Genomic DNA, 15,819 nt, shown 5'->3' on the forward strand with positions numbered 1-15,819 from the left:
CCCCGGTGGAGCGGATGCGCACTCCGCGTCCGCTCCACCGGGGCGCGCACCCGAACGAAAGCGAGCACGCTCCGATGAGCGAACCCCTCCTCACCGTCCGCGACTTCTCCGTCGTCTACGACGTCGACCCGCCCGTCGCCGCGGTCAAGAACGTCACCCTCCAACTCCAGCGCGGCGAGATCCTCGGCCTCGCCGGCGAGAGCGGCTGCGGCAAGACGACGCTGGCCTACGGCGTGCAGCGCCTGCTGAAGGCCCCCGCCGTCATCACGAGCGGCTCCGTCGTCTTCCACGACGCCTCCGGCGACGACATCGACGTCAACGCCCTCGACGCCGAGCAGATGCTCGCGTTCCGCTGGGACAAGATCTCCATGGTCTTCCAGGGCGCGATGAACGCGCTCAATCCGGTCGCCACCATCGGCTCCCAGCTCGAGGACGTGTTCATCGTGCACCGTCCCGAGCTGACGCGGTCCCAGCGCCGCGAGGCCGTCGTCGAGCTCCTCGAGATCGTGAAGGTCGGCGGGCAGCGCTACCGCTCCTTCCCGCACGAGCTGTCCGGCGGCATGCGACAGCGCGTCATGATCGCCATGGCCCTCGCCCTGCGGCCCCAGCTGATGGTGATGGACGAGCCGACCACCGCGCTCGACGTGCTCGTGCAGCGCGAGATCCTCCGTCAGATCTCCCAGCTGCGGCGCGAATTCGGCTTCTCGGTGATCTTCATCACCCACGATCTGCCCCTGCTGCTCGAGATCAGCGACCGCATCGCGATCATGCGCGAGGGCGAGATCGTCGAGCTCGACACCGCGGAGCGCATCTGGTCGAACCCGCAGAACGAGTACACGAGGACGCTTCTCTCCTCGTTCCCCCGCCTCACCGGCGAGCGGGGGGTGGTGGTCCGATGACGCTCCTCGAATTCGACCACGTGTCCAAGATCTACTCCGTCCGCGGCGCCGGCCAGATCAAGGCGCTCGACGACGTGAGCTTCACCCTCGAGTCGGGCCAGACGATCGGCCTGGTCGGCCAGTCCGGAAGCGGCAAGTCGACGATCGCGAAGATCCTCACCCAGCTGGAGGTGCCCTCCAGCGGAGAGGTGCGGCTGGACGGTGCGCCGATCCCCCGCCGCGGCGCGGGCCTGCGCTCGTACCGGCAGCAGCTGCGCATGGTGTTCCAGGACCCCTTCGCCTCCCTCAACCCGTACCACTCCATCCGCTACCACGTGGAGCGCCCGCTGCGGCTGGACGACGTCGTGCCGGCGTCCGAGACCGAGGCGGAGGTGCGCCGCCTGCTCGAGCGCGTGCGCCTCGACGCCGATGCGGTCATCGACCGCCGCCCGCACGAGCTGTCCGGCGGTCAGCGTCAGCGCGTCGCGATCGCGCGCGCCCTCGCCTCGCGGCCGCGGCTGCTCATCGCGGACGAGCCCGTCTCGATGCTCGACGTCTCGCTGCGCCTGGGGGTGCTGAACCTCCTGGCCGACCTCCAGCGCGAAGAGGGACTGGGCGTCCTCTACATCACCCACGACCTCGCGACGGCGCGGCACTTCAGCGACGAGATCATGGTGCTCAACCAGGGTCGCGTCGTCGAGCGCGGCCCCGCCGACGACGTCATCCTCCGCCCGCAGGACCCGTACACGCAGGAACTGCGCGCCGCATCGCCCGACCCCGAGAAGCACTTCGCCGCGGCATCCGGGTCGGGACGCACCGAGACCCTGGGAGGTTCCCTGTGACCGCCGTCGAACCCCAGCTCCCTCCGGAGTCGCTGACGCGCACCCCCGACCCGCTCGAGGTCGGGACGACCGCCACCGTGGCCGAGAAGGGCCACTCGCGGATCCCCTGGCGCTTCCTCGGCGGACGCGCCGCGTTCTACCTGTTCACCCTGTGGGCCGCGATCACGATCAACTTCTTCCTGCCGCGCCTGATGAAGGGCGACGCCGTCGACCAGTACCTGGCGCGCAACCGGAACGTGAGCCCCGAGGCCGCGGAGGCGCTGCGGGCACTGCTCGGACTCGACTCCGACAAGAGCCTGCTCCAGCAGTACATCGACTACTGGGGCCTGCTGCTGCGCGGCGACCTCGGCGTCTCGCTGCTGCACGGCCTGCGCCCCGTCACCGAGGTGATCGCGGGGGCGCTCCCCTGGACGATCGGACTCGTGGGGTTCGCCACGATCATGTCGTTCGTGATCGGCACCCTCGGCGGCGCGATCGTCGGATGGCGCCGCGGCAGCAGGCTCGACGGGCTCATCCCGCTCACCACCTTCCTCAGCACGATCCCCTACTTCTGGCTGGGGCTCCTCGCGATCGCCGTCTTCTCGGTGAACCTCAAGTGGTTCCCGATCGGCAAGGCGTACGGCGTCGGCGTGCAGCCGGAGTGGTCGGCCGAGTTCATCGGCGAGGTGATCCACCACGGCACGCTTCCGGCGGTCACGATCATCATCGCCTCGCTCGGCGGATGGATGCTGGGCATGCGCAACATGATGCTCACCGTCCTCGACGAGGACTACATCACCGTCGCGCAGGCCAAGGGCATGCCGAACCGGCGGGTGCTGTGGCGCTACGCCGCGCGCAACGCGGTGCTGCCCCAGATCCAGAGCTTCGCCCTGTCGATCGGCTTCATCGTCGGCGGCACGATCGTCATGGAGATGGTCTTCAGCTACCCGGGCGTCGGAAAGCTCCTGCTCGACGCCACCAACGCGAAGGACTTCGCGCTCATGCAGGGCGTCTTCCTCGTGATCACCCTGTCGGTCCTCGTCGCCAACATCCTCGCCGATGTCGCGTACGCGTTCCTCGACCCCCGCACCCGCCAGACGGAGGCCTGAGCATGACCACCACAGCCCGTATCGCGACCGCGCGCCCCGAGGCGACCTGGCGCACCCGGTTCGGCGCGGCGTTCGCGATGTTCCGCAACCGCAAGTCGATCGCGGGCCTGTCGATCCTCGGCTTCTTCGTGCTGGTCGCGATCTTCGCCGACGTGCTCGCGCCCTACTCTCCCACCAAGGTCGACAACACTGCGCGCTTCCAGCCGCCCTCCGCCGCCCACTGGCTCGGGACGACCCACATCGGCGAGGACGTGCTGAGCCAGGTGATCCACGGCACGCGCGGCGTGCTGGTGGTCGGCTTCCTCGCTGCCGTCATCGCGACGATCATCGCGATCGTCGTGGGCGTGATCTCCGGCTACCTGACCGGCTGGCGCAGCGAGGCCCTGTCGGCGCTGACGAACGTCTTCCTCGTGATCCCCGGGATCCCGCTCATCATCATCGTCGCCTCGACCTTCGAGGATCCGCCCCTCATCCTCATCGCCGGCGTGCTCGGCATCATCGGCTGGGCCTGGGGTGCGCGGGTGCTGCGGGCGCAGACGATGTCGCTGCGCAACCGCGACTTCATCCAGGCCGCGCGCGCCAACGGCGAGCCGCTGCGCCGGATCATCGCGGTCGAGATGCTCCCCAACCTCATGGCCCTCATTGCGGCGAGCTTCGTCGGCACGGTGACTGCCGCGATCCTGGGACTCACGACGCTCTCGTACATCGGCGTCATCCCCGTCGACACCTACAACTGGGGGACGATCCTGAACTGGGCCAGCGCCCAGGGCGCGTTCCGGCAGAACCAGTGGTGGTGGTACCTGCCCCCGGGCCTGTGCATCGCCGCCATCGGCGTCGCCCTCTCGCTCATCAACTTCGGCATCGACGAATACGTCAACCCGCGCCTGCGCTCCGCCGGTGAGCGCGCCCGCGCGATGAAGAAGAAGGGGCTCGACGTCAACGACGCCGTCACCGTCGTGCGCCCCGCCGCCGCCGTTCCGCCGCTCTCCCCGACCACCAAGGACTCTCCCGCATGACCACCGTCGACCTGTCGACCTCCCCCTACCTCGACCCGAACCTGCCCGTCGACGACCGCGTCGCCGACCTCCTCGGCCGCATGACGCTGCCCGAGAAGGTGGGGCAGATGCTCCAGCTGGACGCCCGCGAGGACCTCGACGAGGCGGTCCTCGGACGCCACGCCGGATCGATCCTCCACACCTCCCCCGAGAAGGTGCTGCAGGCCGCGCGCCTGACCGCCCAGACGCGGCTGCGGATCCCGCTGCTGGTGGCCGAGGACTGCATCCACGGGCACTCGTTCTGGGAGGGCGCGACGATCTTCCCCACCCAGCTCGGCATGGCGGCGACATGGGACACCGACCTCGTCGAGCAGGTGGCCCGCGCGACCGCCGCCGAGGTGGCCGCCACCGGCATCCACTGGACCTTCTCGCCGGTGCTGTGCATCGCACGCGACCTGCGCTGGGGCCGGGTGAACGAGACCTTCGGCGAGGACCCCTTCCTCATCGGCGAGCTCGCCTCGGCGATGGTGCGCGGGTATCAGGGCGGCGGACTGGACGACCCGGACGCGATCCTCGCCACGGCCAAGCACTTCGCGGGATACTCCGAGACCCAGGGCGGGCGCGACGCGAGCGAGGCCGACATCTCGCACCGCAAGCTCCGCTCGTGGTTCCTCCCGCCGTTCGAGCGCGTCGCGCGCGAAGGCTGCCGCACGTTCATGCTGGGCTACCAGACCACCGACGGCGTGCCGATCACAATCAACGACTGGCTCCTCAGCGACGTCCTGCGCGGCGAGTGGGGCTACACCGGCACGCTCATCACCGACTGGGACAACATCGGCCGCATGGTCTGGGAGCAGAAGGTGCAGCCCGACTACGCGCACGCGGCCGCGGCCGCCGTCAAGGCCGGCAACGACATGGTCATGACCACGCCGAAGTTCTTCGAGGGCGCGCTCGACGCGGTCGCCTCCGGCATGCTCGACGAGTCCGACATCGACCGCGCCGTCGCCCGCATCCTCAGCCTCAAGTTCCGCTTCGGCCTGTTCGAGAACCCTCGCCTGCCCGACACGGCGCGGATCGGCTCGGTGATCGCCCAGCGCGCCCACACCGACCTGAACCTCGAGGTCGCCCGCCGCTCGCTCGTGCTGCTGCGCAACGACGGCACGCTGCCGCTGGAGCCCGCCGCCGCGCCCCGGCGGATCGCGGTCGTCGGACCGCTCGCCGACGACGCGCAGACCCAGCTCGGCGACTGGGCCGGCTCGTCCGGCCAGGTCGACTGGATGCCCGACGGCCACCCGCGCGCGCAGATCACGACGGTGCTCGACGGCCTGCGCGACCTCGTCCCCGCCGACTGGAGCGTCGAGTTCACCGAGGGCGCCGGCATCCTGGACCTCTCCGACGACCCCACCGGCGTGTTCCCCGACGGCCAGCCGCGGCCGCCGATCGTCGTGCCGCGCGAGCCGGACGCCGCCGAGATCGCCGACGCCGTCGCCGTCGCGGAGCGCTCCGACGTCGTCGTCGCGGTCGTCGGCGACCGCATCGAGCTGGTCGGCGAGGGACGCTCGACGGCCACCCTCGAACTGGTCGGCGGACAGCGGGCGCTCCTGGAGGCCCTGGCGGCGACCGGCACACCGCTGGTCGTGGTGCTCCTCGCCTCCAAGCCCCTCGTCCTGCCCGAGGCCGTGCGCGAGGCGTCGCTCGTCTGGGTCGCCAACCCCGGCATGCAGGGCGGCCGCGCGATCGCCGAACTCATCCTCGGCCGGATCGAGCCGCAGGGGCGGCTCCCGATCTCGTTCGCACGTCACGCGGGGCAGCAGCCCACGTACTACAACCAGATCCGCGGCCAGCACGGCGACCGCTACGCGGACCTCACCCAGAGCCCCGCGCACGCGTTCGGCGAGGGACTGTCCTACTCGACGGTCGAGTACGGCGAGGTGGAGATCCTCACGCCCGCCGTGGACGTCGGCGACACCGTCCGTGCCCGTGTGACGCTGCGCAACACCGGAGCGCGCGCGGCGCACGAGGTGGTGCAGGTGTACGTGCGCGACCAGGTCACGTCGGTGAGCTGGGCCGACAAGGAGCTCAAGGCGTACCGGCACGTCGACCTCGCCGCCGGCGAGACGGCGGTCGTCGAGGTGACCGTTCCCGCCGCGGACTGCACGATCGTCGACGCCGCGGGTCGCCGCATCGTCGAGCCCGGCGCGTTCGAGCTGCTCATCGGGCCGTCGTCGCGCGACGAGGTGCTCCAGCCGGCGGCGTTCGAGATCCGCTGAGCCGTCGGCCGGGCACCGCGTCTCGTCTCGGTCGCTCCGCTCCCTCGCTCGACGACCGGATACGTCACCGGTCGTCGAGCGAGCGCAGCGAGACGAAACGCAGCGTCTCACCGGTCGTCGAGCGAGCGCAGCGAGACGAAACGCAGCGTCTCACCGGTCGTCGAGCGAGCGCAGCGAGACGAAACGCATCGTCTCACCGGTCGTTGAGCGAGCGCAGCGAGACGAAACGCAGCGTCGCACCGGTCGTTGAGCGAGCGCAGCGAGACGAAACGCAGCGTCTCACCGGTCGTTGAGCGAGCGCAGCGAGACGAAACGCAGCGTCTCACCGGTCGTTGAGCGAGCGCAGCGAGACGAAACGCAGCGTCAGTCCTCGTCGTCGTCCGGCTCGGAGTCGTCGCCGGAGTCATCCAGCTCGTCGATGTCGACGCCGTCGACGTCGCCGGAGTGGAGGATCGGCGAGCCGTCGTCGTCGAAGTCGGCCGCGTCGAGGTCGTCCAGATCATCCTCGCCGTCGAGCTCATCGTCGTCGTCGTCGAGGTCGTCGTCCTCCCCCTCGACATCTCCGCCCTCGGCCTCGGCCAGCGCGGCCTGAGCGGCCTGGTAGTCGGCAAGACGCTCCGCCCACGGCACCCAGTCCGGCGCGAGCAGGGCGCCCTCGCCGGGCAGCAGCTCGACCTCCAGCACGGTGGGCTCGGCATCCTCGACGACGGCCACGCTCACCGTCCAGAACCAGTTCGGATAGCCCGCGAGGCGGTTGTAGAAGCGCAGCGAGACGACGCCGCCCTCCTCCAGGGTGTAGCCGGCGGGCTCACCGACCGTCGCCGCCGGAGTGATCTCGAGCAGCGCGGCGCGCGCGAGGTCATGGGCGGTCAGCAGCCGGTCGTCGACCGACTCAGGCGTCGAGGTCATCAGCCACCTTGCGGAGGATCGCCGCGACCTTCTTGCCGTGGGCGCCGCTGGGGTAGCGACCGTGGCGGAGGTCGCCGCCGATGGTGTCGAGCACCTTCACCAGGTCCTCGATGACGACGGCCATGTCGTCGGCCTTCATGCGGTTGCGCTTGGAGAGGCTGACGGGCGCGTCCAGCACGCGCACGGCCAGCGCCTGAAGGCCCTTGCGGCCGTCGGCGACGCCGAAGTCCACACGGGTGCCGGCCTTGAGGGACTCCGTGCCGGCGGGGAGCGCCGTCGCGTGCAGGAAGACGTCCTGGCCGTCATCGGTGGTGATGAAGCCGAACCCCTTCTCCTCGTCGTAGAACCTGACCTTGCCGGTGGGCATCTCAACCTCGCTGGGTACTGCCGGGCCCGGGACGCGCACGTCTCCGGGCAGGATGGAAGAGGGGCCACAGGGCCCCGTACCCAGCCTACGCCACGGCGGTCAGCCGCTAGGCTGAGTCCGATGACTACACCTGCCTCCGGTGACGACCTCCCGGTCCGTCGCATCGACCGCATCCTCGCGATCATGTCGCTGGGGCTCCTGGTGCTGTCGCTGCTGTGCTTCGTCGCGATCATCATCGGCTCGGCCGTCAAAGCCGACTTCAGCGGCGGGGTCTGGCCCACGGTGGGCGTCGTCGTCTACATCGCGCCGATCCTCGCCTTCGCCCTGCTGCTGGCGGTGCTCATCATGACGTTCGTCCGAAGGGCTCGTGCCGGCAAGGGGCGCTGACGTGGCTGCTCCCGACGCGCGGACCCTGGCGACCCACCTCGCCACGCTCGACGACGCCGCGCTGCGAGAGCTCCTGTCCGCCCGGCGGGTCGCGCCGACCGCCGGCTGGTCGGACTACTTCGACGCCGCCGACGCGCTGCTGGACACCGCATCGATCGTGCGCGGAGCAGCCGTTCTCCCCCGTCGAGCGGCCGATGCGCTCGAGAGCGCGGTCTCGCAGGGGACCGCCGTGCCCGCCGGATCCGAACGCGACCTGCTGGTCGCCCACGCGTTCGTCACGCCGGACGGCATCCCGTATGCCGCGGTCACCGCCGCGTGGGGCTCGGTGCCCACCACCCGCGCGGAGCCGCCGTCGCCCGGTCCCGCAGAGGACGCGGCCCACGCCGCCGAGCGGGCCTTCGCCGCATCCACCTCGCTCGCCGACGTGCTGCAGTCCGCGATCGCCGCTCCGCTGTCGCGCATCGGGTCGGGTGCCCTGGGCGCCGCCGAGCGCCGCCGACTGATCGAGGAGGGCGCGATCGACGCCCCCGAGGTCGCCGACGATCTCATCGCGATCGCCGCCGCCGCCGGACTCGTCACCGACGTCGACCGCCAGTGGCTCGTGACGCCGCTGGGCGACCAGTGGCTGGGAGACCGCACCGTCACGCGGTGGCACGACGTCGCCCGACGCCTGCGCGACGCGCTCCCCGCAGCGCTGCGCCCGGCCGACGGCGGCTGGATCGCGCTCGACCAGTGGCGGGCCGCGTACCCGTTCGACCCGTCGTGGCCGGCCCGGGCCGATCATCTCCGCCGCCTCCTGTGGCGATGGGCGATGATCGGCGGCGACGGCGCCAGCCCCGAGTGGGCGACAGGTCTCGCCCGCGGCGAGGACGCCGACGAGGCGGCCCTGCAGGCGCTGCTGCCGGCCGAAGTCGATCGCGTCTTCCTCCAGAACGACCTCACCGCCATCTCGCCCGGCCCGCTCGATCCGCAGCTCGACCGGCGGCTGCGCACGATGGCCCACCGCGAGTCCCGCGCGCAGGCGTCCACCTACCGGTTCACCGCCGACACCCTCACCGCCGCGCTGACCGCCGGAGAGAGCGCCGAATCGCTGCGCAGCTTCCTCCGCGACCTCTCGCTCACGGGTCTGCCGCAGCCGCTGGAGTACGAGATCGAGCGCAGCGCCCGGCGGCACGGGAGCGTGCGCGTCGGTCCCGACTGGTCCGGGCGCACACGGGTGACGGCGGACGATCCCGCGCTGCTGCAGTCGATCGCCGTCGATCAGGCGCTGCGCCCGCTGGGTCTGCATCCCGAGGACGGCGCCCTCCTCACCCGCAGCGGACCCGACACCGCCTTCTGGATGCTCGCCGACGCCCGCTACCCGGTGACCGCCGTCGACGCGGACGGCGAGGTGCGCGCGCTCGACCGCCTGCGGCTCGCGCCCCGCGAGGAGCCCGCCGCGCCGGCCGACGCCTCGGCGCCGCTGCGCGCCCGCCTGCGCGCGGCCCACGCGTCCGACGCCGACTCGGCGTGGCTCGGGCGCGAGCTCGAGCAGGCGGTACGCGCCCACACGGTGCTCGTGATCGTCGTCCGGATGCCCGACGGCAGTGAGCGCGAGATCACGATGGAGGCCACCGGGCTCGGCGGCGGGCGCCTGCGCGGCCGCGACCGCGTCGCCGACGTCGAGCGCACCCTCCCCGTCTCGAGCATCGCCAGCGTGCGCCCGGCGTAACCGGCGCGCCCGCCCGCACCCGCACGGTCGGATGGCAGTCGTCGCCGCCTCGGGGCAGTCGGATGGCAGTCGTTGCCGCCTCGACGGCCGGGACCCGACGACGACTGCCATCGATCCGGCGCGGAGCCTCCTCCCCCAGCGGCTCCTGCCGGGCGGCTGTCCACCATGTGGAGTGAGAGCGGGCCATCGCGGGCGCGAGGACGTCAGGGTAAGCAGATGCCGTCGCCGCCCGCCCCGCTGCCACCGGAGCTCGGCCGCACGTTCCACTACGGCGAGGCCCGCGCCCGCGGAGCCTCACCGCGCCGGCTGCGCGCCGGCGACCTCGCCGCGCCCCATCGCGGGGTCCGTGTGCGCGTCGCCGAGGTCGGCCGAGAACCGGACGACACCGATCGCGCCTCACGGATCGGGCACGCCGTCCGGCGGCGCGCCGAGGCGTACGACGTCGTCAGACATCCCGACGCCTTCTTCGTCGGGCGGACGGCACTCGCGCTCTACGCGCTTCCCCTCGAGCGTCTGCCGGGCGAGCAGCTGAGCGGCGACCTGCTCCTCTCCGGCGGCGCAGCGCTCGACGTCGGCGTCTTCGCACCGCAGCGAGCACCCCGGGCGCGCGGCGTGCGCGGCGTCCAGGTCCGCCCTGCCCTCGCCACCCTCCGCAGCGTCGGCGGGTTCCCCGTCACGAGCCCCGCATCGACCTGGGCCCTCCTGGCCGGCGAGCTCGATGCAACCGGTCTCACACGACTCGGCGATGCGCTCGTCCGCATCCCGCGCGACGAGCGCGGCCGCCTGCTCCCGGATCATCGACTCGCGACCATGGAACAGCTCCGCGCCGCCGCCGACGTCCCGCGCCGCCGCGGCAGGCCTGCGCTGTACGCGGCCCTCGCGCAGATCCGGGTGGGGAGCGCGTCGCCCCTCGAGACGAACTGGCGTCTCGCGGCCGACGCCGAGGGCATGCCGGAGTTCGCCCTCGACGTCGAGATCAGGGACGCGCGCGGCGCCCTGCTCGGCATCGCGGACGCCGCCCATCACGGCTACCGCGTGGCGGTCGAGATCGAGGGCGATCACCACCGCACCGACCGCGCGCAGTGGTCGCGAGACATCGAGAAGCACGCGGCGTACGTCGCGGCGGGGTGGGAGCCGGTGCGGCTCACCGCCGCGCACATCCGCTCCGGTCGCGCGACGATCCTGCTCGGCGATGCCCTGCGCCGCCGCGGCTGGATCGGCTGATCGGTCCCGCCACCTCCCCTCCGCGCCGCTCCGTGCCCAGCCGGATGACCGCGATACGGATGGCAGTCGTCGCCGCCACGCGCTGGAGGGATGGCAGTCGTCGCCGCCACGCGCTGGAAGGTTGACAGTCGTCGCCGCCACGCGCTGGAGGGATGGCAGTCGTTGCCGCTTCGACGGCCGGGACGCGACGACGACTGCCACCGACCCGCACACACCCGACGACGACTGCCACCGACCCGGGCGGACGCACCCGACGACGACTGCCACCAACCCGCACACACCCGACGACGACTGCCACCAACCCGCACACACCCGACGACGACTGCCATCGATCCGGGCGCACCCGACGACGACTGCCATCGAGCCGCCGGGACGCGACGACGACTGCCACCGATCCGGACGCACCCGACGACGACTGCCATCGATCCGCACGGACCCGACGACGACTGCCACCGATCCGGGCGGACGCACCCGACGACGGCCGACGGACGGGCGGCGGGCGGCCGCATGCGCCCCCGGCGGCCATCCGCCGGTAGACTGGCACGTTATGGCTGACGGCCCCCTCATCGTGCAGAGCGACCGGACCGTGCTCCTGGAAGTCGCCCACCCGGCGGCCGAGGACGCACGGCACGAACTCGCCATCTTCGCCGAGCTCGAGCGCGCACCCGAGCACATCCACACCTACCGGATCACGCGGCTGGGCCTGTGGAACGCGCGCGCGGCCGGACACGGCGCCGACGACATGCTCGCCACCCTCGAGCGCTGGTCGCGCTTCCCCGTGCCGCCCTCGGTGTCGATCGACATCCGCGAGACGGTCGGCCGCTACGGCCGCCTGGTGATCGAGCGGGGCGAGGACGGCGAGCTCCTCCTCCGCTCCACCGACGTCGCCGTGCTGGCGGAGGTGTCGAAGAACAAGCGCATCCAGCCGCTGCTCATCGGTCACCCCGAACCCCATGTCTTCGTCATCGACGCCTGGGCCCGCGGACACATCAAGCAGGAGCTGCTGAAGATCGGCTGGCCGGCGGAGGACCACGCCGGCTACACGCCGGGGACGCCCCACGAGATCGACCTCCACGAGGACGGCTGGACGCTGCGCCCGTACCAGCGCAAGGCCGTCGACATCTTCAGCGAGGGCGGGTCGGGCGTCGTGGTCCTCCCGTGCGGTGCCGGGAAGACCCTCGTCGGAGCGGCCGCCATGGCCGAGACGAAGACGACGACCCTCATCCTGGTGACCAACACGGTGAGCGCGCGGCAGTGGCGCGACGAGCTCCTCAAGCGCACGAGCCTCACGCCCGACGAGATCGGCGAGTACTCGGGCCAGGCCAAGGAGGTCAAGCCGGTCACCATCGCGACGTACCAGATCCTCACCGCCAAGCGGAAGGGCGAGTACGCCCACCTCGCCCTGCTCGACGCCCTGGACTGGGGCCTCATCGTGTACGACGAGGTGCACCTGCTGCCGGCGCCCGTGTTCAAGCTGACCGCCGACCTGCAGGCGCGGCGCCGCCTGGGCCTGACCGCCACGCTCGTCCGCGAGGACGGCCGGGAGGGCGACGTGTTCAGCCTGATCGGGCCCAAGCGCTTCGACGCGCCCTGGAAGGAGATCGAGGCCCAGGGCTTCATCTCCCCCGCCATCTGCTACGAGGTGCGGGTGGACCTCCCGGCATCGGATCGCCTCGAGTACGCGGCCGCCGCCGACGACGAGCGCTACCGCCTGGCCGCCACCGCCCACGCCAAGATCGGCGTGGTGCGCGACTTGGTCGAGAAGCACCGCGGCGAGCAGATCCTGGTGATCGGCCAGTACCTCGACCAGATCGACGTGCTGGCGCAGGCCCTGGACGCACCGCAGATCACCGGCGCCACCCCGGTCGACGAGCGCGAGGAGCTGTACGGCGGCTTCCGCGAGGGCCGCATCCCGGTGCTCGTCGTCTCGAAGGTCGCCAACTTCTCGATCGACCTCCCCGAGGCGTCGGTGGCGATCCAGGTGTCCGGCTCGTTCGGCTCTCGTCAGGAAGAGGCTCAGCGTCTGGGCCGGCTCCTGCGTCCGAAGACCAGCGGCCACACGGCGAGCTTCTACACCCTGATCGCCCGCGACACGGTGGACCAGGACTTCGCCCAGAACCGTCAGCGGTTCCTGGCCGAGCAGGGGTACAGCTACACGATCCTGGACGCCGAAGGGCTCTCCGCCGCCTGATCCCCGGCCGCCGCCTGATCCCCGGCCGCCGCCTGATCCCCGGCCGCCGCCTGATCCCCGGCCGCCTGATCCCCGGCCGGGCCCTGGGCGGACGGCTCGTAGGCCGGGACGGCCGGTGCGGGAGACCCGGCCCACGCGGGGGCGACCGGCGGGACGGGAACGGGGGCCGGCGTGACGATGACCGTGCGGCCGAGGCCCGAGCGCCGGAACATCCACTCCACGACCGCGACGTAGGCGCCGATGAGCAGCGTCGAGAAGACGAGGCTCATCCACCCCGGCGACTGGGCATTCACGTCCGAGAGGCCGGCCAGCGCCAGGAGGAACGCGAGCAGGTTGTTGACGACGTGGAGCGCGATCGCCGCCTCGAGCCCGCCCGTGCGCCACGTGAGCCAGCCGGCGGCGATGGCGAAGACGCCGACGCCCACCTGCCCGACCGGGTCGTAGAGGTGACCGAGCACGAACAGCGGCACGGGGAGCAGGATCGCGAACGCCGGATGCCGCAGCCACCGCCCCACGGCCTGCATGAGGTAGCCGCGGAACACGTACTCCTCGGCCGCCGCCTGGAGGGGCACGAGCAGAAGGAGCACGACGAGCGTGGTCCACAGCGCCGGGTTGTCCGCGGGGGCGACCACGCCCGACCCGTCGGTGACCCCTTCCGCGCCGCCGGGGAGGAGGAAGGAGAGGCCGCTGAGCACGACCGCGAGGACGACCGCGGCGCCGGTGGTCCGCAGCAGCCAGCCCCAGCGCAGGCGCCCCGCCGCCGACGAGATGAAGCCCAGCTTCCCGCCCTGCACGATGAGCGACGCCAGCACGTAGGAGGGCAGCAGGAAGACGATGCTCAGGAGCAGCACCGCCACCAGCACCGGGTCGGTGAGGTCGAAGAAGACCTGGGGGCCGCCCGCCAGCGAGAGGAAGCGCTCCGCCATCGACGCGTCGGCGAAGGCCAGCAGACCGACGGCGACTCCGAGCACGATCGTCAGGACGAGGTAGAACGCGGCGGCGAGGAGCCCCGTCACCAGCGGCGTCCACCAGCCGCGGCGGCGGCGTGCGAACCCGAGCCGGTGGAAGGCGAGCCCTCCCACGATGGCGTCGACGGGGAGGGGCTTCGGCATCGAGGTCGGCGCGGGAGGCGGCGTCATGATTCCATCATGCCCGCCCTCGCGCGTTCGGGCTCAGCGGACCGCGGCGACGGTGGCGCCGATCGCGACCCCCAGGCACGAGAAGTAGACCGCCCCGGCGAACAGCGCGTGGAAGACGACCGCCTTCGGCATCCGCCCTCGGAAGACCGCGCCGATCGCGCCGCCGTAGTCGCGGCCGAACCCCTCGGAGCGTCCGGACATCCCGCGCCAGCGCCGCCGGAGCAGGGCGTCGCCGAGAGTGTTGCCGATCGTCAGCAGCACGACGGCGAGCCATGCCCAGCCGATCGCGCCGGTCACGGCGAACACGACCCAGACGACCCCGGCGGATCCGTTGGCGACCACGTGGCCGGCGATCGATGCCGCCGATCGTCGCCCGTGTCGCCACCAGGCGACGAGCAGGATGACCCCGGCGATCGCCTGGATCGCGAACAGCGCAGTGACGACGTGGACCATGGCCGGGATGTTACTACTTCTGTAGTGCATTCACTAGACCTATAGTGAATTCATGGCCGACACCCGACGACGCGCGCTCGACGCCGCCGTGACGCTCGTCGGCACCGGAGGCATGCGCGCCCTCACCCACGCGCGGGTCGACGCCGAAGCCGGCCTTCCCGCCGGCTCCACGTCGAACTGGTTCCGCACCCGCGCCGCCCTCGTCGCGGGACTCGTGGACTGGATCGCAGAGGCCGAGCTCGCGGATCTGTCCGGCACGGTGAGCGCCCCCGGCGGCGGCGACGCCCCGCTCGACGCCGACGGCTTCGTCTCGGCGCTGACGGCGATGATCGAGCGGCAGACCGAGCAGCATCCGCTGCGCACGCGGGCGCGCCTGACGCTCTTCCTCGATGCGGCGCCGGAGGTGCAGACCCCGCTCCACGCGCAGCGCCGCGTGTTCGCGCGCTGGATGCGCGAGCGCGCCGAGGAGCTCGGGATGCCCGATCCCGACGCCGCCGCGCGGACGCTGCTGGCCTGCGGCAACGGACTCGTCATGCACCGCCTCACCGTCGATCCCGGCGCCCCCGTGCGCCCGGTCGTCGAGCGGGCGGTGCGCGGGTGCCTGAGGGGCTGATCGGCCCCCGCCGCCGCATTTCCCGCATCCGCACAAGATCGGATGCCAAGATGGGCGTATGAACGCTGCGCGCATTCTCGTCGTCGACGACGAACCGAACATCCGGGACCTGCTCGTCACGAGCCTGCGGTTCGCCGGCTTCCAGGTCCGTGCCGTCGCCAACGGCGCTCAGACCATCTCGGCGGTCCTCGAGGAAGAACCCGACCTGATCATCCTCGACGTCATGCTGCCCGACATGAACGGCTTCAGCGTCACCAAGCGGCTGCGCGGGGCCGGGTACACGGCGCCGATCCTCTTCCTCACCGCGAAGGACGAGACCGAGGACAAGATCGAGGGGCTCAACGCCGGCGGCGACGACTACGTCACCAAGCCGTTCAGCCTCGACGAGATCGTCGCACGGATCCAGGCGATCCTCCGCCGCACCATGCAGGCCGACGAGGAGTCGACCATCAAGGCCGGCGAGCTCACCATGGACCAGGACACGCACGACGTCCTCGTCGGCGACGTGTCGATCGACCTGTCCCCCACCGAGTTCAAGCTCCTGCGCTACCTCATGCTCAACCCCAACCGAGTGCTCAGCAAGGCGCAGATCCTCGACCACGTGTGGGAGTACGACTTCAACGGCGACGCCGGCATCGTCGAGAGCTACATCTCGTACCTGCGGCGCAAGATCGACCCGTACTCGTCCGAGCCGCTGATCCAGACCAAGCGCGGCTTCGGCTACATGCTCAAGACCGGCAAGACCACGTAGT

The 15,819-nt window shown here is 71.7% G+C and carries 15 protein-coding genes; 11 read left to right on the top strand and 4 right to left on the bottom strand.

What is annotated here, in order from left to right; translation table 11 throughout:
• Positions 1-74: 74 nt before the first annotated feature.
• Genes ACPWUT_RS10230 through ACPWUT_RS10250 form a run of 5 tightly spaced genes read left to right on the top strand, consistent with a single transcriptional unit; the run spans position 75 to position 6,073 of the window.
• On the top strand, positions 75-899 hold the full coding sequence (locus ACPWUT_RS10230; RefSeq protein ID WP_284527783.1) for an ABC transporter ATP-binding protein: 825 nt from the start codon (positions 75-77) through the stop codon (positions 897-899).
• Positions 896-1,720, top strand: coding sequence for an ABC transporter ATP-binding protein (locus ACPWUT_RS10235; RefSeq protein WP_284527784.1), 825 nt, complete (start codon positions 896-898; stop codon positions 1,718-1,720). Before ACPWUT_RS10230 ends, ACPWUT_RS10235 begins: the two co-directional genes overlap by 4 nt.
• Positions 1,717-2,808, top strand: a complete 1,092-nt coding sequence (locus ACPWUT_RS10240; protein ID WP_284527785.1) for an ABC transporter permease — start codon at positions 1,717-1,719, stop codon at positions 2,806-2,808. The genes ACPWUT_RS10235 and ACPWUT_RS10240 overlap by 4 nt, the downstream gene beginning before the upstream one ends.
• A gap of 2 nt (positions 2,809-2,810) precedes the next feature.
• Entirely contained in the window at positions 2,811-3,824 is a 1,014-nt protein-coding gene (locus tag ACPWUT_RS10245) for an ABC transporter permease (protein WP_284527786.1), read from the top strand.
• Entirely contained in the window at positions 3,821-6,073 is a 2,253-nt protein-coding gene (locus ACPWUT_RS10250) for a glycoside hydrolase family 3 N-terminal domain-containing protein (RefSeq protein ID WP_425837238.1), read from the top strand. The genes ACPWUT_RS10245 and ACPWUT_RS10250 overlap by 4 nt, the downstream gene beginning before the upstream one ends.
• A gap of 363 nt (positions 6,074-6,436) precedes the next feature.
• Here ACPWUT_RS10250 and ACPWUT_RS10255 read toward each other — a convergent pair whose 3' ends face one another.
• Complete coding sequence (locus ACPWUT_RS10255) at positions 6,437-6,982, bottom strand: DUF3027 domain-containing protein (RefSeq protein WP_425837241.1); 546 nt, start codon at positions 6,980-6,982, stop codon at positions 6,437-6,439.
• Positions 6,966-7,349, bottom strand: a complete 384-nt coding sequence (locus ACPWUT_RS10260) for a cold-shock protein (protein ID WP_284527789.1) — start codon at positions 7,347-7,349, stop codon at positions 6,966-6,968. Before ACPWUT_RS10260 ends, ACPWUT_RS10255 begins: the two co-directional genes overlap by 17 nt.
• Positions 7,350-7,469: 120 nt before the next feature.
• Between ACPWUT_RS10260 and ACPWUT_RS10265 the strand changes: the two genes are divergently transcribed.
• The 4 genes from ACPWUT_RS10265 to ACPWUT_RS10280 all read left to right on the top strand — a co-directional run bounded on the left by ACPWUT_RS10265 (position 7,470) and on the right by ACPWUT_RS10280 (position 12,862).
• Positions 7,470-7,736, top strand: coding sequence for a multidrug ABC transporter ATPase (locus ACPWUT_RS10265; protein ID WP_284527790.1), 267 nt, complete (start codon positions 7,470-7,472; stop codon positions 7,734-7,736).
• Between the two features lies 1 nt (position 7,737).
• The gene (locus ACPWUT_RS10270; protein ID WP_425837246.1) at positions 7,738-9,447 is read left to right on the top strand and encodes a helicase-associated domain-containing protein; all 1,710 of its coding nucleotides are present in this window, start codon (positions 7,738-7,740) and stop codon (positions 9,445-9,447) included.
• Between the two features lie 216 nt (positions 9,448-9,663).
• Positions 9,664-10,671: a hypothetical protein gene (locus ACPWUT_RS10275; RefSeq protein ID WP_425837249.1), complete on the top strand. Its 1,008-nt coding sequence runs from the start codon at positions 9,664-9,666 to the stop codon at positions 10,669-10,671.
• Positions 10,672-11,218: 547 nt separating this feature from the next.
• Entirely contained in the window at positions 11,219-12,862 is a 1,644-nt protein-coding gene (locus ACPWUT_RS10280) for a DNA repair helicase XPB (protein WP_284527793.1), read from the top strand.
• On the opposite strand, the gene ACPWUT_RS10285 is transcribed toward ACPWUT_RS10280, so the two are convergent.
• Both ACPWUT_RS10285 and ACPWUT_RS10290 read right to left on the bottom strand, forming a co-directional pair.
• A complete protein-coding gene (locus tag ACPWUT_RS10285) occupies positions 12,823-14,001 on the bottom strand; it encodes a CPBP family intramembrane glutamic endopeptidase (protein WP_425837252.1) in 1,179 nt (392 codons plus the stop codon). The genes ACPWUT_RS10280 and ACPWUT_RS10285 overlap by 40 nt on opposite strands.
• A gap of 33 nt (positions 14,002-14,034) precedes the next feature.
• Entirely contained in the window at positions 14,035-14,454 is a 420-nt protein-coding gene (locus tag ACPWUT_RS10290; RefSeq protein WP_284527795.1) for a hypothetical protein, read from the bottom strand.
• A 52-nt stretch (positions 14,455-14,506) separates the two neighbouring features.
• On the opposite strand from ACPWUT_RS10290, the gene ACPWUT_RS10295 reads away from it, so the two are divergent.
• Positions 14,507-15,067 (top strand): TetR/AcrR family transcriptional regulator, encoded by a 561-nt coding sequence (locus ACPWUT_RS10295; protein ID WP_284527796.1) that lies wholly within the window; start codon positions 14,507-14,509, stop codon positions 15,065-15,067.
• Between the two features lie 58 nt (positions 15,068-15,125).
• Entirely contained in the window at positions 15,126-15,818 is a 693-nt protein-coding gene (locus tag ACPWUT_RS10300) for a response regulator transcription factor (RefSeq protein WP_284527797.1), read from the top strand.
• Position 15,819: the final 1 nt, after the last annotated feature.

Origin of the sequence: Microbacterium sp. PA5 (assembly GCF_049860775.1) — a bacterium.
Taxonomy (GTDB): Bacteria; Actinomycetota; Actinomycetes; order Actinomycetales; family Microbacteriaceae; genus Microbacterium.

Bases quoted from the DNA above. Each gene is read 5' to 3' on its own strand.
- ACPWUT_RS10230 (WP_284527783.1), top strand. From the start codon at position 75: ATGAGCGAACCCCTCCTCACCGTCCGCGACTTCTCCGTCGTCTACGAC.
- ACPWUT_RS10235 (WP_284527784.1), top strand. From the start codon at position 896: ATGACGCTCCTCGAATTCGACCACGTGTCCAAGATCTACTCCGTCCGC.
- ACPWUT_RS10245 (WP_284527786.1), top strand. From the start codon at position 2,811: ATGACCACCACAGCCCGTATCGCGACCGCGCGCCCCGAGGCGACCTGG.
- ACPWUT_RS10250 (WP_425837238.1), top strand. From the start codon at position 3,821: ATGACCACCGTCGACCTGTCGACCTCCCCCTACCTCGACCCGAACCTG.
- ACPWUT_RS10255 (WP_425837241.1), bottom strand. From the start codon at position 6,982: ATGACCTCGACGCCTGAGTCGGTCGACGACCGGCTGCTGACCGCCCAT.
- ACPWUT_RS10260 (WP_284527789.1), bottom strand. From the start codon at position 7,349: ATGCCCACCGGCAAGGTCAGGTTCTACGACGAGGAGAAGGGGTTCGGC.
- ACPWUT_RS10265 (WP_284527790.1), top strand. From the start codon at position 7,470: ATGACTACACCTGCCTCCGGTGACGACCTCCCGGTCCGTCGCATCGAC.
- ACPWUT_RS10275 (WP_425837249.1), top strand. From the start codon at position 9,664: ATGCCGTCGCCGCCCGCCCCGCTGCCACCGGAGCTCGGCCGCACGTTC.
- ACPWUT_RS10280 (WP_284527793.1), top strand. From the start codon at position 11,219: ATGGCTGACGGCCCCCTCATCGTGCAGAGCGACCGGACCGTGCTCCTG.
- ACPWUT_RS10285 (WP_425837252.1), bottom strand. From the start codon at position 14,001: ATGACGCCGCCTCCCGCGCCGACCTCGATGCCGAAGCCCCTCCCCGTC.
- ACPWUT_RS10290 (WP_284527795.1), bottom strand. From the start codon at position 14,454: ATGGTCCACGTCGTCACTGCGCTGTTCGCGATCCAGGCGATCGCCGGG.
- ACPWUT_RS10295 (WP_284527796.1), top strand. From the start codon at position 14,507: ATGGCCGACACCCGACGACGCGCGCTCGACGCCGCCGTGACGCTCGTC.
- ACPWUT_RS10300 (WP_284527797.1), top strand. From the start codon at position 15,126: ATGAACGCTGCGCGCATTCTCGTCGTCGACGACGAACCGAACATCCGG.